The sequence below is a fragment of the Amycolatopsis sp. NBC_01286 genome, assembly GCF_035982555.1.
Lineage (GTDB): Bacteria > Actinomycetota > Actinomycetes > Mycobacteriales > Pseudonocardiaceae > Amycolatopsis.
The window spans coordinates 8,200,807-8,218,348 of the sequence record NZ_CP108428.1 but is presented as its reverse complement, the minus strand read 5'-3'; the positions used below and the strand labels follow the sequence as shown (position 1 = coordinate 8,218,348).

At 72.0% G+C, this 17,542-nt stretch carries 16 protein-coding genes; 9 read left to right on the top strand and 7 right to left on the bottom strand.

Features of this window, described 5'->3' with window-relative positions; all coding sequences use genetic code 11:
- Window positions 1–48: 48 nt before the first annotated feature.
- Complete coding sequence (locus tag OG570_RS37435) at window positions 49–750, bottom strand: TetR/AcrR family transcriptional regulator (RefSeq protein WP_326953562.1); 702 nt, start codon at window positions 748–750, stop codon at window positions 49–51.
- A gap of 93 nt (window positions 751–843) precedes the next feature.
- Between OG570_RS37435 and OG570_RS37430 the strand changes: the two genes are divergently transcribed.
- The gene (locus OG570_RS37430; RefSeq protein WP_326953561.1) at window positions 844–1,968 is read left to right on the top strand and encodes an FAD-dependent oxidoreductase; all 1,125 of its coding nucleotides are present in this window, start codon (window positions 844–846) and stop codon (window positions 1,966–1,968) included.
- A 305-nt stretch (window positions 1,969–2,273) separates the two neighbouring features.
- Here OG570_RS37430 and OG570_RS37425 read toward each other — a convergent pair whose 3' ends face one another.
- The 5 genes from OG570_RS37425 to OG570_RS37405 form a co-directional block, all read right to left on the bottom strand.
- Window positions 2,274–3,041, bottom strand: a complete 768-nt coding sequence (locus OG570_RS37425) for a glycoside hydrolase family 75 protein (protein ID WP_326949298.1) — start codon at window positions 3,039–3,041, stop codon at window positions 2,274–2,276.
- Window positions 3,042–3,180: 139 nt separating this feature from the next.
- Window positions 3,181–4,392, bottom strand: coding sequence for an RNA polymerase sigma factor (locus OG570_RS37420; protein ID WP_326953559.1), 1,212 nt, complete (start codon window positions 4,390–4,392; stop codon window positions 3,181–3,183).
- On the bottom strand, window positions 4,389–4,742 hold the full coding sequence (locus OG570_RS37415; RefSeq protein ID WP_326951526.1) for a YciI family protein: 354 nt from the start codon (window positions 4,740–4,742) through the stop codon (window positions 4,389–4,391). Before OG570_RS37415 ends, OG570_RS37420 begins: the two co-directional genes overlap by 4 nt.
- A 5-nt stretch (window positions 4,743–4,747) precedes the next feature.
- A complete protein-coding gene (locus OG570_RS37410) occupies window positions 4,748–5,485 on the bottom strand; it encodes a dihydrofolate reductase family protein (RefSeq protein WP_326953558.1) in 738 nt (245 codons plus the stop codon).
- Window positions 5,486–5,621: 136 nt separating this feature from the next.
- Window positions 5,622–6,284: a TetR/AcrR family transcriptional regulator gene (locus OG570_RS37405; RefSeq protein WP_326953557.1), complete on the bottom strand. Its 663-nt coding sequence runs from the start codon at window positions 6,282–6,284 to the stop codon at window positions 5,622–5,624.
- Window positions 6,285–6,415: 131 nt separating this feature from the next.
- Between OG570_RS37405 and OG570_RS37400 the strand changes: the two genes are divergently transcribed.
- Both OG570_RS37400 and OG570_RS37395 read left to right on the top strand, forming a co-directional pair.
- Window positions 6,416–7,348: a shikimate dehydrogenase gene (locus OG570_RS37400; protein WP_326960274.1), complete on the top strand. Its 933-nt coding sequence runs from the start codon at window positions 6,416–6,418 to the stop codon at window positions 7,346–7,348.
- Entirely contained in the window at window positions 7,335–9,185 is a 1,851-nt protein-coding gene (locus tag OG570_RS37395; RefSeq protein ID WP_326953556.1) for a bifunctional sugar phosphate isomerase/epimerase/4-hydroxyphenylpyruvate dioxygenase family protein, read from the top strand. Before OG570_RS37400 ends, OG570_RS37395 begins: the two co-directional genes overlap by 14 nt.
- 127 nt (window positions 9,186–9,312) lie before the next feature.
- On the opposite strand, the gene OG570_RS37390 is transcribed toward OG570_RS37395, so the two are convergent.
- Window positions 9,313–10,224 carry a LysR family transcriptional regulator gene (locus OG570_RS37390; RefSeq protein ID WP_326953555.1) on the bottom strand — a complete coding sequence of 304 codons (912 nt, stop codon included), beginning with the start codon at window positions 10,222–10,224 and terminating at the stop codon, window positions 9,313–9,315.
- Between the two features lie 189 nt (window positions 10,225–10,413).
- On the opposite strand from OG570_RS37390, the gene OG570_RS37385 reads away from it, so the two are divergent.
- The 6 genes from OG570_RS37385 to OG570_RS37360 all read left to right on the top strand — a co-directional run bounded on the left by OG570_RS37385 (window position 10,414) and on the right by OG570_RS37360 (window position 17,534).
- Window positions 10,414–11,031 (top strand): NADPH-dependent F420 reductase, encoded by a 618-nt coding sequence (locus tag OG570_RS37385; protein WP_326953554.1) that lies wholly within the window; start codon window positions 10,414–10,416, stop codon window positions 11,029–11,031.
- A 34-nt stretch (window positions 11,032–11,065) separates the two neighbouring features.
- Window positions 11,066–12,007, top strand: a complete 942-nt coding sequence (locus tag OG570_RS37380) for an SDR family oxidoreductase (protein ID WP_326953553.1) — start codon at window positions 11,066–11,068, stop codon at window positions 12,005–12,007.
- 14 nt (window positions 12,008–12,021) lie between these two features.
- The gene (locus OG570_RS37375; protein WP_326953552.1) at window positions 12,022–12,690 is read left to right on the top strand and encodes an NADPH-dependent F420 reductase; all 669 of its coding nucleotides are present in this window, start codon (window positions 12,022–12,024) and stop codon (window positions 12,688–12,690) included.
- A 900-nt stretch (window positions 12,691–13,590) separates the two neighbouring features.
- Window positions 13,591–14,922: a PepSY-associated TM helix domain-containing protein gene (locus OG570_RS37370; RefSeq protein WP_326953551.1), complete on the top strand. Its 1,332-nt coding sequence runs from the start codon at window positions 13,591–13,593 to the stop codon at window positions 14,920–14,922.
- Window positions 14,919–15,530, top strand: a complete 612-nt coding sequence (locus tag OG570_RS37365) for a DUF5134 domain-containing protein (RefSeq protein WP_326953550.1) — start codon at window positions 14,919–14,921, stop codon at window positions 15,528–15,530. Before OG570_RS37370 ends, OG570_RS37365 begins: the two co-directional genes overlap by 4 nt.
- 81 nt (window positions 15,531–15,611) lie before the next feature.
- Window positions 15,612–17,534, top strand: coding sequence for a cytochrome c oxidase assembly protein (locus OG570_RS37360; protein WP_326953549.1), 1,923 nt, complete (start codon window positions 15,612–15,614; stop codon window positions 17,532–17,534).
- Window positions 17,535–17,542: the final 8 nt, after the last annotated feature.

Genomic DNA, 17,542 nt, shown 5'->3' with positions numbered 1-17,542 from the left:
ACGGCGCGACCCTGGAACTGGTGACAATTCCTGTCCTGTCCGGGGAATTCACCCGGATTCGGGCCGCAGGTTGTCCATGAGCAGGCCGAGGGTGAACTCGAAGCGATCGTGTCCGGTACCGGAGATCAGCTCGGCGGCGTGCCGTCGGGTCTGCGGGAATTCCTCGGCGGGCAATGCGCTGAAGCGGTCCAGCAGCTCCTCGTGGCTGAGCACCCATTCCTGGTCCTGGTGCCGGCGTCGTTGCCGGACCAGTGACTGCTCCAGCGCGTAGGCGCTGACGTAGAGGGACATCGCGTCGCGGGCCCAGCCTGCCGGCCTCGGTGCGACGCCGTCCGCGAGCAGGATCGCCAGGATCCCTTCGCCCACGCGCAGCGTTTCCCGGTTGGTCGGCACCGTGGCCAGCGCGGCGCGCGAGACGCCGGGGTAGTCCAGGTAGAGGTCGCGGATCTGCGAGTACACCCCGAGCAGCTGCGCGCGCCAGGCCGCCGGGTCCGGCTCGGGGAGCACCACCGCGGCGTAGAGCCGGCCGATCAGCAGGTCGTCGATGTCGTCCTTGGTGGCGATGTGGGCGTACAGCGACGACGGGCCGGTGCCGAGCACGGCGGCGACCCGGCGGATGGTCAGCGCGTCGTACCCCTCGGTGGCGACGACCTCAAGGGCGGCGTCGGTGATCCGGTCGACGGTGATCGGCTTCTTGCGCGGTGCCTTCGCCGTTGGCTGGGCGCTTCGCGGGCAGGGATCGGCGGGCATGTCGGTCACTATAACTTGACACGAACTAAGTTCGCTAGGTACTACTTGAGGGGTCGACGAACTAAGTTCGTCCCTGAGTTCCGGAGGTGTGTGGTGCGAGTTTCCGTGGTCGGAGCCGGTCTGGGAGGGCTGGCTCTCGCGCAGGGTCTGCGTGGTGCCGGGATCGAGGCCGAGGTGTTCGAGCGCGACCCGGGCATCGTCGCCCGGTTCCAGGGCTACCGGCTCGTGCTGAACCCGATCGGGTTCCAGGCGGTGCGCGACTGCCTGCCGGCGCGCTGGCACCCGCTGCTCGACGAGATCGTCATGGACGCCTCGGCCGAGCAGCTGGTCCTGGACCCGCGGCTCAACGAGATCGGCAGGCTCGGCGCGGGCCGGACCGGCATCGTGGTCGACCGGCAGGTGCTGCGGCACCTGTTGCTGACCGGCCTCACCGTGCACGCCGACGCCGCGCTGACCGGCTACGACGTGCTGCCCGGCGGCCAGGTCCGCGCCCGGTTCGCCCGCCGCGACCCGGCCACCGCCGACCTGCTCGTCGGCGCGGACGGCGTCACCTCCGCGGTCCGCGGGGTGCTGTCGCCGCAGACCACCCCGACCGACACCGGCGTCCGGTTCGTCATCGGCCGCACCCCGCTGACCGACGAGTTCGCCGGCCTGTCCAGGGCGTACGGCTCGAAGATCGCGGGCGACGGCGTCAGCCTCCTGCTCGGCGCGATGCGGTTCCGCACCCCGCCGAAGCAGGCCGCCGAGCGCCTGGCCCCCGAAGTCACGCTGCCCGACATCGGCGACTACGTGCGCTGGGCCATGATCCTGCCGCCGAACAGCTCGACGGCGGACCTGACCCCGCAGGACGCCGTGCTGTCCAGAATGGACGGTTGGCACCCGCAGCTGCGAGCGCTGATCGAGCAGGCCGACCCGGACAACAGCACGCTGCTGTCCATCCGGGTGGTCAAGCCGGGTGCACGCTGGGCCCCCGGCCCGGTCACCCTGCTGGGCGACGCGATCCACGCCACCTCCCCAACGGGCGGCAACGGAGCGAACACCGCCCTACGCGACGCCGACCTGCTACGCCGCAACCTGATCGAGGCGGCCGAAGGCCGTCAGAACCTGCTCGACGCGGTCGACGACTACGAGCGCCAGATGTTCGAGTACGGCGCCGAGGCCGTGCGCAGCAGTCTCGAGAAGCTGCCCGCCTTCGCCCCCGAAGCAAAACTGTCCTGAGGCGGCACCACCGCACACGTATTCTCCCCGTGGCGGGCGGGGCGAACCGATCGGACGGGTGCATGACCGGATACGGCCGCGACCGGGAACGCCGGCTGACCGCGCCCGGATACGTCCTGCCGGATATCGACGTCGTGTACCGCGACGGCACCGGTGGACCTCGTCCCGCACGGACGTTGGCGTGAGCCGCCCTTCGCCGTCCCGGCCTACGCGCTGAACACGCGGACCGCTACGAAAACCGCGACCACCGCCATGTTCGTCTTCCTGGCGGTGGTCGCGGTCGACTTTGTTTCCTCGCAAGGACTTCAGATGCCCATGCTGGTGCCGAGGCTGTCCAGGGCCTTCTGGACCAAGGCTTGGGCGTTGGCGTTCAGGCTGGAGTTCGCGCCGTTGACGACCCAGGACGAGCCGGAGAAGATCACCACGGTCACGCCGTTGTCGACGCCGCCCGTGGTGCCGCTGCTGGGGATGCCGAGCGATGAGGCCGCTTTCACCGACGCCTCGCCCAGTTCGCGGGAGTCGTTGTCCGATGTGGTCTGGTCGTTGCCCGTCTGCGTGTCGCCGAAGATCGCGCCGATCACCTTGCTCTTGTAGAACATCAGCGCGAACTGGCGCCCCTTGATGCCGTGCTCCTTGTAGAAGAAGTGCGGGCACGGGCTCTTGCGGTCGTAGCAGTCGTCACCCAGCACGTAGAACGGCACGTGGTGCGCGGCCAGCTGGTCGCCGTTGCTGTCCTGGAACGTCGTCTCGTCCTGGTGGTCCGGGTCGGAATCGGGGTCGCTGCCGTCGTCGTCGACGGCCAGGGACGAGCTGTAGGCGTAGACGCCCGACGACACCTGGAACACGTTCACGTTCTGCGACCGCGTCATGGTGTTGATGTGGGGCTTGGAGTTGACCTTGTTCGCGGTCGTGCTGTTCTTCTGGACGCCGGCCAGTACTTCGGCGGCCGTGTACGTCTTGTCTACTGAGGCAGGGGAAGCGGTGGCCGCCTCGGCGACCTTGACGCCGAGCGGCGGCGCGATGAGCGTCAGAGCCGCGGCGGCTACCACAGCGAAGCGCTTGCGGGATGACATGAGCGGGGACCCTCCATGGTTAGTTAGGAAAGTTACCTAACAGAGGAAACCACCTGTGACCTCGATCTCGTGAAAGTTTTACCAATATTTTGGAGAAATGTCCCGGTCTTCGGGGCACGCTCACGACGGCGGCGCGAAGTCATCCCAGCCGTGCGGCGCGGGTCAGGAGGTGCCGCCGCTCGGGTTCGCTGGTGGTGCGCCGGGCCGCCTCGTGGTAGCCGGCGCGGGCCGCGTCGTGGTCGCCGGCCAGCTCCAGCAGGTGGGCCCGCACGGACACGAGGTGGTGGGACGCGGAGATGCGCTCGTCGGCCGAGACGGCGTCGAGCAGGGCCAGCCCGGCCGCGGGTCCGTGCACCTCGGCGACCGCCACCGCCCGGTTGAGGGTCACCGTCGGGTTGGGGGCCACGCGCTCGAGAACCGTGTAGAGGGCCAGGATCTGCGGCCAGTCGGTGGCCTCGGCGGTGGGTGCCTCGTCGTGGACGGCGGCGATGGCGGCCTGCAGCTGGTACGGCCCGATCGGGCCCCGCGACAGGGCGCCTGTCACCAGCGCCACGCCCTCGGCGATGGCCTCGGCGTTCCAGAGCGTCCGGTCCTGCTCGCTCAGCGGCACCAGCGACCCGTCCGGGGCCGTGCGGGCCCGGCGCCGGGCGTCGGTCAGCAGCAGCAGGCCCAGGAGACCGGCCACTTCGCCGTCGCCGGGGACCAGCCGGTGCAGCTCGCGGGCCAGCCGGATGGCCTCGGCCGTCAGCTCGGACCGCACCAGCCGCGCCCCCGACGTGGCCGTGTAGCCCTCGTTGAAGACGAGGTAGACCACGTGGAGCACGACGCCGAGCCGCTGCGCCTGCTCGGCCGGCGGCGGCAGGGCGAAGCCGGCGCCGGCCGCTTTGATGCGTTGCTTCGCCCGGCTGATGCGCTGCCCCATGGTCGCCTCGGGCACGAGGAAGGCCCGGGCGATCTCGGCGGTCGACAGACCGCCGACGGCCCGCAGGGTCAGCGCGATCTGCGACGGGGCGGTCAGCACCGGGTGGCAGCACAGGAACAGCAGCGTGAGGGTGTCGTCGCCGGCGCGCACCTCGCCGCCGGTGGGCGGAGGCGGCGTGCGGATCGCGTCCGCCTCCTCCCGCCGGCGCCGGGCGACGTCGCTGCGCACCTGGTCGGCGAGGCGCCGCGTCGCCACCGTCGTCAGCCACGCCCGGGGACTCTCCGGCCACCCCTCGACCGGCCACTGGGTCGTCGCCGCCACCAGGGCCTCCTGGACGGCGTCCTCGCAGGCGTCGAACAGGCCGTAGCGGCGCACCAGCGCACCGAGCACCTCCGGGACCAGCCGCCGGACGGCCTGCCAGCCGGTCACGGCTCGACGTCGGCCTCGTGCATGAGCGGCCGGACCTCGACACCCCAGTGGCGCGCCGACGGGTTGCGGGCCGCGATCTCCAGGGCCCGGTCCAGGCTGTCGCAGTCGAGGATCGTGAAGCTGCCCAGGTACTCCTTGGCCTCGGCGAAGGGACCGTCGGTCACCACCGGCGTCCCGCCGCTGACCCGGACCATCTTGGAGTTCATCTGGTCGGCCATCCCGTAGGCGCCGACCAGCTCACCGGACTCGAACAGCTCCTGGTTCAGCGCGTCCGTCTCGCGGATGAGCTCGGCGAGGGCCTCCGCGCCGATCGAGGTGAAGGCTTCCTCGTTGCCGTAGATCAGCAGCATGTACTTCACAGCGCGCTCCTCTGCTCCGGCCGGCCCGGTCCGACCAGCTCGCCGCTGGCCCCGCGATCGTCCAGCACCAGCTTCGACCGCCCGGTGACGGTATAGCGAATATGGGTGACCCCCGGCGTCGCGGCAACCCGGGTCGGGACCAGCTCGATGCCGTCGTCCGCGCCGAGACCGAGACCGGCGCCGAGCAAGTGCTGGCCGTCGCCGAGCAGGACCGGGGCGATGTGCAGCTCGAGCTGGTCGAGCAGCCCGGCGCGCAGCACTTGCTGCAGGAGCTCCCCGCCGCCGGCCACCGCGACGTCCTTGTCGCCGGCGGCGGCGCGGGCCAGCTCGACGGCCCGCTCGAGCCCGTCGGTGACAAACGTGAAGGAGGTGCCGCCCTCGCGTTCGAGCACCTCCCGGGGACGGTGGGTGACGACGAACACCGGCGCGTGGAACGGCGGCTCGTCCCCCCAGGGGAACTCGCCGGCGTCGAACATGCGCCGGCCCATGACGTAGGCCCCGGCCGCGGCGAACGTCTCCTCGATGATCTCCGAGTCGATCGACCGCTCACCGCCGTCGAAGCCCTGGCGTTCGCGCCAGGCCGCGGCGTCGACGACCCAGCGGGTGACCCGGAAGAACCCGGGCGCTTCGGGGCCCCGCATCCAGCCGCTCATGTCCAGGGGGTTCTGCGTGTCACGTGGTCCGGTGTAGAAGCCGTCGAGGGATATCGACATCTGGGCGGTCACCTTGGTCATCGTTCGTGCTCCTGCCGTGGTGGCGGCCCTGTTTCGGCCGCCGGTGCCCACTGGTCGGAGCCGACCGTCCGTTCTCGACACGCGCCGGGGAGAAACTTTGGGGGAGGAGTGCCCGCCGGTCGGATCGCGTGCGGGCTCAGCGTGTCGTCAGGTAGCTGACGAGCATGTCGGCGAGCATGCGCCGGTGGTGCTCGCGGCGCGCGGGGTCCAGCATGTCGCGGTCGAAGATGGCGTTGAACGTGTAGCGGTTCGCGGTGCGGAACACGCAGAACGCGCTGATCGTCATGTGCACGTCGAGCGCGTCGACGTCGTCACGGAACTGCCCGGCTTCGCGGCCGCGAGCGAGGATGCGGGTGAGCACGTCGAGGGCCGGGTTGGCCAGGTTGGACAGCGCGCTCGAGCGGGCGATGTGCTCGGCGCGGTGGATGTTCTCGATGCTGACCAGCCGCACGAAGTCGGGGTGGGACTCGTGGTGGTCGAAGGTGAGCCCCGCGAGCTGGCGGATGGCCTCAGCGGGGTCGAGGTGGTCGACGTCGAGGTTCCGCTCGAGGGAGCGGATGACGGTGTAGGCCCGTTCGAGGACCTCGACGAACAGCTGGTCCTTGTTGGTGAAGTAGTAGTAGATCATCCGCTTGGTGGTACGGGTCTTCGCGGCGATCTCGTCCACCCGCGCGCCGTCGAAGCCCTTTTCGGCGAACTCGCGGGCGGCCGTGTCGAGGATCTCGGCGCGGGTCCGGTCCGCGTCGCGGATGCGTTCGGGCCCGCCTTTCGCCACCTCGTCCTGTGCTGGTGCGGCCACGGACGTCCTTCCTCGCTTCGGCTGGTGTGCCCACTCTAGGACGTCGTGGGGGATCGAAGCCCCTTCACGGCACCGGTGCCATGAGGTACAAATAACGTACTAGTTCGTACATTACGGGAGTGGTCGTGTCGTTGTCTTCGGCTGTCGAGGCCATCCGCGCCACCGCGTCGCGGGCGAGGCCGGGCACGGTGCTGACGGGGCTGATCGGCGCGGGCATCGGGCCGTCGCTGAGCCCGCCGCTGCACGAGACCGAGGCCCGCCGGCTCGGGCTGGAGCTGGTCTACGCGCGGTTCGACCTGGACGACCACGCGGTGCCGGCCACCGCCGTCGGTCCGCTGCTGGCCGCGGCCCGCGACGCCGGCTACCGCGGGCTCAACATCACCCACCCGTGCAAGCAGCTGGTGCTCGAGCACCTGGACGAGCTGTCCGCCGACGCCGCGGCCCTGGCGGCGGTCAACACCGTCGTCTTCCGGGACGGCCGGGCGATCGGGCACAACACCGACTGGTCCGGCTTCGCCCGCGCGCTGCGGACCGGGCTGCCGGACGCGAACCTCGGCACCGTCGTGGTGCTCGGCGCGGGCGGCGCCGGTGCCGCGGTGACCCACGGCCTGCTCACCGCCGGGGCGGAGCGCGTCCGGGTCTTCGACGTCGACGCCGGCCGCGCCGAAGCGCTCGCCGCCGCCCTCGCCGGCCGCTTCGGGGCCGACCGCGCGTCGGCGGGCACGGACCTCGCGCCGGACGTCGCCGCCGCGGACGGCCTCGTGCACGCCACCCCGACCGGGATGGCCGCCCACCCCGGCCTGCCCCTTCCCGCCGGCCTGCTGCGTCCCGGCCTGTGGGTCGCGGAGGTGGTCTACCGGCCGCTCGAAACGGAGCTGGTCCGCACCGCCCGCGCCCTCGGCGCGCCGGTGCTCGAGGGCGGCCGGATGGCCGTGTTCCAGGCGGCGGAGGCGTTCACCCTGTTCACCGGCGCCGAGCCCGACGCCGGGCGGATGCTGCGTCACCTCGGCGTGCTGACCGGAGACACCCCACGTGAAAGGCAGCCCGCCGATGTCCTCGACTGACTCCCGCCGTTCGATCGCCACCGTCTGCCTCTCCGGGACGCTCGAAGACAAGCTCACCGCGGCCGCCAGGGCCGGGTTCGACGGCGTCGAGATCTTCGAGAACGACCTCGTCGCGTCGCCGTGGTCGGCGAAGGAGATCGGCGAGCACTGCGCCGAGCTGGGCCTGTCGATCGACCTGTACCAGCCGTTCCGGGACTTCGAGGCGGTGCCGCCGGCCGTGCTCGCGCGGAACCTCCGGCGCGCGGAGCTGAAGTTCGACGTCATGGAGCAGCTGGGCACCGGCACCATGCTGGTCTGCTCGACGGTGTCGCCGGACGCGGTCGACGACGACGATCTCGCCGCCGAGCAGCTGCACCTGCTGGCCGAGCACGCCGCCGCGCGGGGCCTGCGGATCGCCTACGAAGCGCTGGCCTGGGGCCGGTTCGTCAACACCTACGAGCACTCCTGGCGGATCGTGCGCCGGGCCGCCCACCCCGCCCTGGGGTTGTGCCTCGACAGCTTCCACATCCTCTCGCGCGGCAGCGACCCGGCCGCGATCCGCACGATCCCCGGCGACAAGCTGTTCTTCCTGCAGCTGGCCGACGCGCCGCGGCTGCAGATGGACGTGCTGCAGTGGAGCCGCCACCACCGGCTCTTCCCCGGCCAGGGCTCGTTCGACCTGACCGCCTTCACCGGGCACGTGCTCGCGGCCGGGTACCGCGGGCCGCTGTCGCTGGAGGTGTTCAACGACGTCTTCCGCCAGGCCGACCCGGCACCGGCCGCCGTCGACGCGATGCGGTCGCTGCTGGCCCTGCAGGAGAACCTCGGGGTCGCGGACCTGCCGCCCGCCCCGGCGCTGGCCGGGCACACGTTCGTCGAGCTGGCCGTCGACGACGTGTCGGCGCCGCGGGTGGCGGACGCGTTGCGCGGACTGGGTTTCGCCGAGACGGGCCGGCACCGGTCCAAGCCCGTCCGGTTGTGGCAGCAGGGCGATGCGCGGATCCTGCTCAACACCGACGGTTCGGGCCCCACCGGGAGCGCGTCGGTCGGCGCGGTCGCCGTCGAGAGCGCGGACCCGGTCGCCTCGGCCCGGCGCGCCCAGCGGCTGCGGGCGCCGATCCTGCCGCGCGACCACCGCGCGGACGAGGCGGACCTCTCGGCGATCGCCGCACCGGACGGGACGTCGGTCTTCTTCTGCCGCACCGGCGCGGAAACCGGCGACAGCTGGCTCGGCGACTTCACGCTGTCCGACGCTCTCGGCGAGGGTGCCGGGGTGACCGGGATCGGCTACCTGGGCCTCACCCAGCCGTTCGACCACTTCGACGAGGCGACGCTGTTCTACCGCGCGGTGCTCGGCCTCGAGCCGGAGCCGGTGACGGAGTTCGCGGCGCCGTTCGGTCTCGTGCGCAGCCGCACGGTGACGGACGCCTCGGGCCGCGTCCGCATCGCCCTGGAGTCGGCGCTGCTGCGGCGAGGGGAGTGGGCACCGAGCGTACGGGAGCCCCAGCGAATCGCCCTGACCAGCGACGACGCGCTAGCGAGCGCCCGCCGGATGCGAGAACTCGGCGCGCCGCTGCTCGACATCCCGGGCAACTACTACGACGACCTCGACGCCCGCTTGGCCCCGGACCCCGAGCTGCTCACGGCCCTGAGGCGGCAGTCGGTGCTCTACGACCGCGACGAGCGTGGAGAGCTGCTGCACTTCTTCACGCTGGTGCTCGGTGGCCGGGTCTTCTTCGAGGTGGTGCAACGAATCGGCGGCTACGCGGGCGACGGCGCGGCGAACTCCCCGATCCGGATGGCCGCGCATCGGGGGCAGCGGGCCGCGAGGAAGGGTGAAGCGTCCACAGAGGACTGATGCGGCTTTGGCTTCGTGGTACGGCGCTTGAGGCTGCCCCCCAACCGGCAGCGATCCGGCCTCATCACGTCGAACGTGGTCAGCACCAGCCGTTGTGCGCCGCAATGGCTGTTATCGGCCGGACTGCTCAATCGTGCTTTGCCGCGGCAGCGCCACCACGTTGCCACATGTCGTAAATGCCGCACTCCGCCGTGATGTCGGCTGCCTCCTGGGCTGCGGCGAAGAAGTCGTCGACCACTGGTGAGGTGCGGGATGCCGCCACCGCGAGACACACCTGTTCGGGCACCAAATCCGGGATGGGCACGTAGCTGATGTCCGGGTGGGAGTAGAACACCGTCGCCGAGCGGGCCAGGAACGAGATGCCCCGGCCGGCCGCTACGTGCTCGAGGGTTTCGTCCACTCCGCGCACCACGTAGCCGGCGTTGGGGTGGGGGCGTCCGGTCGGCTGCGTGCTGGTGTCGGCGGGCCAGATCAGCGGCTCGCCGGCCAGGTCGGCTTCGGTGACTTCTTCCTTGCCCGCCAACCGATGGCCGGCGGGAAGGACCGCTACCCGGGGTTCGGTGTAGAGCGGGGCGACGCGCAAGCCTGCCTCGTCGATGGGCAGCCGTACGTAGGCGATGTCGATGCGGCCGTCCAGCAGCATCGGGGCCTGGTCGTCGCTCTCGATCCGTTGCACGTCAACGGGGACGTCCGGATGGCGGGCGGCGAACAGGTTCACCGCGGGGGCCGTCGCCACACCGGCCCGGAAGCCGACCATCAGCCGCCGGCTGCCCCGTGCGGCCACGGTCACCCGGTGGCGCGCCGCCTGCGCGGAGGCGAGCAGCGGGCCGGCGTCGGCCAGCAGCTGCCGGCCGGCGTCGGTCAGCGTGACGCCGTGGCTGTCCCTCGTCAGCAGCGCGGCGCCGAGATCCTTCTCCAGCGCGCGGATCTGCCGGCTGAGCACCGGCTGGGCGATGTGCAGCTCATCGGCGGCGCGGCCGAAGTGCAGCTTGTCGGCGACGGCGACGAAGTAGCGCAGCTTGCGCAGGTCCAGATCCATGGAGCCTCCCGGTCCAGCGATGCCTCCAGGGTATCGCAGCAGCTGAAAGAGGTCTTGGACACGCACTCGGGCCGCTGGCAGCCTCGGGAACAGGACGCCGTTCGGGCACGTCATCCGGCGGCGTCGACGGCTCGACAGTGGACGACGACGGGACTGCGCGTCCTGTCCGGCTCCGGGAAGCAGCACATCATGAGCAACATCAGCATCATCGGCCTTGGCGGCATGACCCGCGCGATCGGTGCCCGCGCGGTCGAGAGCGGCCACACCGTCGAGGTCATCGGCCGCGACGCCGTCAAGGCCAAGGAGGTGGCCGCGGCCCTCGGCGCCACGGCCGGGACCTTCGGCGCCACCCCGGCCGGCGACCTCGTCATCCTCGCCGTGCCGCACGCCGGCGGCGTGCCCGTGGTCACCCAGTACGGGGACGCGCTGGCCGGCAAGGTCATCGTCGACATCTCCAACACGTTCGCCGGCCCCGACGACACCGTGCTGGTCACCCCCGAGGGCAGTTCCGGCGCGCAGGAAATCGCCGAGGCCGCCCCGGCGAGCGCGCACGTGGTCAAGGCGTTCAACACCGTCTTCGGGCACGTCCTGGCCAAGGGCGGCCCGCTGGACGTGCTCGTCGCCGGCGACGACGCGGGGGCCAAGGCGAGCGTGTCGGCGTTCGTCGAGAGCCTCGGGCTGCGCCCGCTGGACGCCGGTGGCCTGGCGATGGCGCACTGGCTGGAGGGCGCCGGCCTGCTGCTGATGGGCCTGGCCCGCAGCGGCGCGGGGTTCGACGTCGCGCTCGGCGTCACGATCCTCGACTAAGCGGAGCACAATCCCTTTAAGGAGCACCAAGAACATGCGCGTTTTCGTCACCGGTGGGACCGGCCACGCCGGCTCGTACCTCGTCCCGGACCTCATCGCCGCCGGGCACGAGGTCACCGGCCTGGCCCGATCGGACGCCGCCGCGGCGACGTTGTCCGCACTCGGCGCGAAGGTGCGTCGTGGCAGCCTCGAGGACCTCGACGGGCTCAAGGAGGCGGCCGCCGGCGCCGACGGCGTCATCCACGTCGCGCACCGGCAGGACCTGCTGCCGGCCGGCGGGATGGACGCCGTGGCCGCCGCGGAGCTGCCGATCGTGCTCGCGTACGGCGAGGCGCTCGCGGGAACCGGAAAGCCGCTGGTCACGGCCGGGAGCATCGGCTCGCCCGGGAACGGACGGACCCTGGACCGGCCGGCCACCGAGGACGACCCGGCCCTGCCGGCCGGCGACGAGCACAGGGGCACCCTGCGGGCTCGCAACGTCGTGGAAACCGCCGTGACCGGCCTCGCCGAGCGGGGAGTGCGGTCTTCGGTCGTGCGGCTTCCCACCATCATGCACAGCACCACCGACGCGGGCTTCCTCACCGCACTGATCGCCGTCGCGAAGGAGAAAGGCTTCGCCGGCTACCCCGGAGACGGCGCGAACCGGTGGAACGCGGTGCACGTCCGCGACGCCGCGTCCGTGTTGCGCCTGGCGCTGGAAAAGGGCGTGGCCGGCCGGTACTGGCACGCCGTCGAGAGCGAGGGCATCCCGTTCCGCGCGATCGCGGAGGCCATCGGCAGCCGTCTGGGTGTGCCCGCCGTGAGCATTCCGCTGGACGAGCTGATGCTGCCGGGATACTTCGGGTTCCTCGCGGCCGTGGTCACGTTGGACCTTCCGGTGTCCAGCCGCATCACCCGCCGGACCCTCGGCTGGGAGCCCGGTCAGCCCGACCTGCTCACCGATCTGGACAACGGCCACTACTTCCCGGCCGGCTGACGGAAGGCGCTGATATGACGACGGTGGGATTCATCGGAAGTGGCAACATCGGCAGCGCCGTCGCGCGGCTCGCGGTCGACGCCGGGCACCAGGTCGTGCTCAGCAACTCACGCGGTCCCGGAACGCTCGCGGACGCGGTCGCGGAGCTGGGGCCGCGGGCGTCCGCGGCGACGAGCGGGGAGGCCGCGGCGGCCGGCGACATCGTGGTGGTCACGGTGCCGGTCACGGCCTTCCCCGACCTGCCCGCCGCGGCACTGGCCGGGAAGACGGTCATCGACACGTGCAACTACGGCCCCGAGCGTGACGGGCACATTCCCGAGCTTGACAGCGGATCGCTGACCTCGAGCGAACTGTTGCTGCGGTACCTCCCGGACGCCCTGCTCGTGAAGGCGTTCAACAACATCTTCCACAAGCACCTGCGGGCACTCGCCCGGCCGGTGGGGGCGGCCGACCGTTCGTACCTGCCGATCGCCGGGGACTCCGCGAAGGCGAAGGCGGCGGTGACCGAGTTCGTCGAGTCCATCGGGTACGGCGTGGTGGACACGGGATCGCTGCCAGACGGCTGGCGACAAGCGACGGGCACGCCGGTGTGGGGAACCCCGTACGGGCCGTTCTCGAACGAGAAAGGGTCGCCGGCCGGCGAGAACGCCATCCGCGCGGCGCTGGCCGCCGCGACGCGGTAACGCCGACGCCGTACGGCAGTCACGTCAGTGTCGGCCGGATCGGCCGACTGGCCGGGAGACTCGGCCTCGCCATGGCTCCGCCGCCTGACCACACATCCCGGCAACCCTGGTCACCACGTCGGCTCGGATCGGCCGGCTGGCCGGAAAGCTCGGCCTCGCCATGGCTCCGCCGCTTGACCACACATCCCGGCAACCCCGGTCGCCGCGTCGGCTCGGATCGGCTGGCTGGCCGGAAAGCTCGGCCTTGCCACGGCTCCGCCGCCTGACCACACATCCCGGCAACCCTGGTCGCCGTGTCGGCTCGGATCGGCCGGCTGGCCGGAAAGCCCGGCCTCGCCACGGCCCTCGCCGCCTGACCACCAACCCGGCCACCCCGGTCACCGTGTCGGCCACTCCGGTCGGCTTCGGCCGCCCACGGGAACCGCCGAGGCTTGCGTGGCTGCCGGGACTTGCGGGGCGCTGCGGCTGGGGGTCGTGAGTGTTTAGGAGGGTTCTAACCCTCCTAAACACTCACGACCGGTACCGGTGTGGCGCGTGTGACTTCTGGTGCGGCGGGGCTGGCCTGCGGTGGCTTGGTGCCGGGCCTGCGTGACGCGGGCCGGCGGTGTCGGTAGCCGAACGCTGGTCCGGCTCGAACCCGACCCTTCGGAACGTCTGTTCCGGCACCGGCGTGGCCCGCCGATCCAGCGCGAGTCGGCGGGAACCATCCCGGCCCGGCAGCCGACTACTCCACGAGGACGACTGCGACGAGGTGACGGGTCGGTTCGGTGCGGGCATGAGCCGCCGCGACAGTCCACAGTGGACGGTCGAAGATTCGGCGCAGTGAGGCGCGTCACAGTGTGGCCGGGAACCCCGGCCGCTCGGGACCCGACTGTTGACGTGGCGGCTGAAGGGAGCCCGATGTCCATCGAAGAGCGCGAAAAGCTCGTACCGGAGCCGGTTGCCGAGCCGCGGGCCGGCTGGGCGTCGATCCGGCCGCTGGTGCTGCGCCTGCACTTCTACGCGGGCGTCTTCATCAGCCCGTTCCTGCTCGTGGCCGCGATCACCGGGCTGGCGTACGTCTGGGCGCCGCAGGCGGAACAGGCCGTCTACGACCGGGAACTGCACGTGCCCGCGGCGCCGGGCACCGTCCCGCTGGACCAGCAGGCCGCGGCGGCGCGGGCCCTCATGCCGGACGGCACCCTGACCGGGGTGCGGCCCGGGATGACGCCGACCGACACGACCCAGGTGATCTTCGACCGGCCCGGCCTGGAAGCCAGCTACCACTGGACGGTGTTCGTCGACCCGCACACCGGCGACGTCCGCGGCCAGCTGGAGACCTACGGCTCGGGGCAGGCGATGCCGTTGCGGAGCTGGATCGACGTCCTGCACCGCAGCCTGCATCTCGGCGACTTCGGCCGCCTGTACAGCGAACTGGCCGCCAGCTGGCTGTGGGTCGTCGCGCTGGCCGGGCTGGCGCTCTGGCTCGGCCGGCGTCGCCGCAAGCGCGCGTCGGCGCCGAGCCCCCGGGTCAAGCTGCTGACCTGGCACGGCCGCACCGGCCTGGTTCTCGCGATCGGGCTGCTGTTCCTGTCCGCCACCGGCCTGACGTGGTCGCAGTACGCCGGCGACAGCATCAGCGAACTGCGCTCGCAACTGGACTGGACCTCACCTTCGGTGTCGGCCGCGGTCCCCGCGTCGAGCGGGCGTGACATCGGCTTCGACGGCGCCCGCGAGGCCACGCTGCGGGCCGGGCTGGCCGACCCGGTCGAGGTCCGGCCGCCGGCCGGGCCCGGCGAGGCCTACGTCGTGGCGCAGGTCGGCCGGAGCTGGCCGGTGCGGGCCGATTCGATGGCCGTCGACCCGGCGACCGGGACCGTCACCGACACCCTGCGGTTCGCGGACTACAACCTCGCGGCGAAGCTGAGCACGTGGGGGATCGACGCCCACATGGGCTTCCTCTTTGGGATCTGGAACCAGATCGCCTTGACGCTGCTGGCGGTCGCGCTGGTCGCCGTGATCGTCTGGGGCTACCGGATGTGGTGGCTCCGGCGGCCGACGCGTGGCGACGCCCGGTTCGGCCGGCCGCCGGCGCGCGGAGCGTGGCGGCGGATCCCGGGACGGGTGCTGGCTCCGGCGGTGGTCGTGGTCGCCGTCGTCGGCTACTACCTGCCGTTGTTCGGGTTGTCACTGCTGGGTTTCGTCGTCGTGGACGGCCTCCTGGAGCTGCGGCGGCGGAAGGTGGACGCATGATCACGGCGGAAGGCCTGCGCTGGATCCTGACGGTGTTGTTCGTGCTCACGGGGGCGTTCTGCGCCTACCGGTGCGCGCGGCAGGGGACCGCGGCGGAGCGGGTGGGCGACGTCCTGCACGTCGTGATGTGCGTGGCGATGGTGGTGATGGCGTGGCCGGCGGGCATGGGCTTCGCGCGGCTGCCGCAGACCGTCCTGTTCGGACTCGCGGCGGTGTGGTTCGCCGGGGTGGCGGTGACCGGTGCCTCGCACGCCGACCACGGCGGTCGCCGGGCGGCGGGCTACCACGTGGTGATGATGGCGGCCATGGCGTGGATGGTGTTCGTGATGCCGCGGGCGATGAGCGGCATGTCCGGCGGCGGGATGATGGACATGCCGGGGCATCCCGGGATGTCGATGCCCGTCGCCGGCTCCGGCGGCGGCACTCCGGTCGACGTGCGGGTCGTCGCGCTCGTGCTGCTGGCCGCGTTCGTGGTGGCGGGCCTGGTCTTCCTGTCCCGCGCCTTCGACGACGCGCGCGCGTCGGGGCCGCCCCTGCGGTTCCTGGGTCGCGGCGCCGACGGCGCGATGGCGCTCGGCATGGGCCTGATGCTGCTGACCATGGCCTGACGCGACCGTCCGAAGTGGACGTCCGAAGTGGGCTGGATCACAGAGCGGAACCCCGGGTGGTCACCAGCCGACGTCTGAGGAGTGAAGACGTCCGGGTTCCGCGCCGTGGTCGTGACGGCGGTGGTGGCCGGGCTGGCGCTGCTGCTGTTCGTGGTCGCCACCGCGGGCAACGTGTACGGCCCGCTGGGCAACGCCGACCCGGGACCGCTGACGACCTACGGTTTCGCGGTCGTTCGGTTCGTGGCCGACGCCGCGGCCGCGGGAGCCTTCGGTGGCTTGGTGTTCGCCGCGTTCGTCGCGCCCGGGCGACGGGGCGGGGCCTTGTCGGCCGACGCCTTCGCGGCCTCCCGGTTCGCCGCCGGCTGTGCCGCGTGCTGGCTGGCGGCGGCCGTGGTGGCCGTGCCGTTCTCGGCGGCGGTCGCGGCGGGGCTGCCGGTCGCGCGCGTGCTGCGGCCCGAGGTGTTCCTGCCGACGCTCAGCGCCACCGAGGAACCGAAGGCCTGGCTCTGCGTCGCGGTCGCGGCGGCGGTGGCGACCGCGCTGGCGTGGCCCGCGATGGCCTGGCGCACCGTCGTCACGGCCGCCGTGGTCGCCGCCGTCGGGCTGCTCCCGCTGGTCGCCGTCGGGCACGTGTCGGTCGGCGCGGGGCACGACGTGGCGACCAACGCGATGTTCTGGCACGTCCCGGCGGCGAGTGCCTGGCTCGGCGCGCTGGTGGCGTTGCTGACCCGGCTGCGCCGGGCGACCGCGGTGCCGGATTTGGTGCTGCGCCGCTACCACCGGCTGTCGGTGACGTGCTTCGCCGTGGTCGCGGCGTCCGGGGCGGTCTCCGGCCTCGTCCTGGCCCGGCCGGACGGCTTGCTCAGCCGCTACGGTCTCGTCCTCGCCGTCGAGACCGCCTTGCTCATCGGCGCTGGGCTGCTGCTGGCCGCGTGGCGACGGCGGCAGCGCGGCGTCCGGCTGGTCGTAGCGGAGCTGGTCCTGCTGGCGCTGGGAACCGGCGGCTCGGCCGCGCTGACCGTGCTCGTGCCACCGGCTTTCCCGAACCACCCGGCGACCGTGCAGGAAACGGTGCTCGGGTACGGGCTCGACGTACCGCAGACGTTCGCCCGGCTGGTCGGGGAGTGGCGGCCGGACCTGCTGTTCGCGCCCGTCGCGCTGATCGCGGTGACGGCCTATCTGCTCGGCGTGCGGCGGCTGCGACGGCGTGGCGACCACTGGCCGCCGGGACGGATGGTCGCCTGGCTCGCCGGCTGGGCGATCGTCCTGATCGTGACGTCCTCGGGACTCGGCGTCTACGCGCCCGGGACGTTCAGCCTGCACATGGTCACGCACATGGCACTGAACATGTTCGCGCCCGTCCTGCTCGTGTTCGGCGGCCCGGTCACCCTCGCGCTGCGGGCGCTCCCCGCGGGCGCCCACGGCGACGTCCCCGGCGCGCGGGAGTGGGTGACGTCGCTGCTGCACGCGCCGGTGACCCGGTTCTTCGCGCACCCCGCGGTGGCCGCGATCCTGTTCGCCGGGTCGTTCTACGTGCTCTACTTCTCGGACCTGTTCGGTCAGGCGATGCTCTACCACTGGGCGCACCAGCTGATGAAGGCCCACTTCCTGGCGTCGGGCTACCTGTTCGCGTGGGTCGCGGTCGGCGCGGACCGGACGCCCCGGCAGCTGCCGCACCTCGCGCGGCTGGGGATGTTGTTCGCCGTCATGCCGTTCCACGCTTTCTTCGGCGTGATCCTGATGAGCAAGCAGACCGTGATCGCGTCCACCTTCTACCACTACCTCGCGCTGCCGTGGGCCGGTGACCTGCTCGCCGATCAGCGCCTCGGCGGCGGCATCGCCTGGGCCAGCGGGGAAATCCCGATGGTCGTCATGGTGGTCGCGCTGCTGGTGCAGTGGTCGCGCGACGACGACCGCCGCGCCCGGCGGGCCGACCGCAGCGGCGACGGGGACTTCGACGCCTACAACGCGATGCTCGCCCAGCTCGCGGGACGACGGAACTGAGGAGAACG

Excerpts from the sequence above, each read along its gene's own strand:
- OG570_RS37380 (WP_326953553.1), top strand. The coding sequence starts at position 11,066 with ATGCGCGTTTTCGTCACCGGTGGGACCGGCCACGCCGGCTCGTACCTC.
- OG570_RS37395 (WP_326953556.1), top strand. The coding sequence starts at position 7,335 with ATGTCCTCGACTGACTCCCGCCGTTCGATCGCCACCGTCTGCCTCTCC.
- OG570_RS37435 (WP_326953562.1), bottom strand. The coding sequence starts at position 750 with ATGCCCGCCGATCCCTGCCCGCGAAGCGCCCAGCCAACGGCGAAGGCA.
- OG570_RS37370 (WP_326953551.1), top strand. The coding sequence starts at position 13,591 with ATGTCCATCGAAGAGCGCGAAAAGCTCGTACCGGAGCCGGTTGCCGAG.
- OG570_RS37415 (WP_326951526.1), bottom strand. The coding sequence starts at position 4,742 with ATGCTGCTGATCTACGGCAACGAGGAAGCCTTCACCTCGATCGGCGCG.
- OG570_RS37365 (WP_326953550.1), top strand. The coding sequence starts at position 14,919 with ATGATCACGGCGGAAGGCCTGCGCTGGATCCTGACGGTGTTGTTCGTG.
- OG570_RS37410 (WP_326953558.1), bottom strand. The coding sequence starts at position 5,485 with ATGACCAAGGTGACCGCCCAGATGTCGATATCCCTCGACGGCTTCTAC.
- OG570_RS37385 (WP_326953554.1), top strand. The coding sequence starts at position 10,414 with ATGAGCAACATCAGCATCATCGGCCTTGGCGGCATGACCCGCGCGATC.
- OG570_RS37390 (WP_326953555.1), bottom strand. The coding sequence starts at position 10,224 with ATGGATCTGGACCTGCGCAAGCTGCGCTACTTCGTCGCCGTCGCCGAC.
- OG570_RS37375 (WP_326953552.1), top strand. The coding sequence starts at position 12,022 with ATGACGACGGTGGGATTCATCGGAAGTGGCAACATCGGCAGCGCCGTC.
- OG570_RS37425 (WP_326949298.1), bottom strand. The coding sequence starts at position 3,041 with ATGTCATCCCGCAAGCGCTTCGCTGTGGTAGCCGCCGCGGCTCTGACG.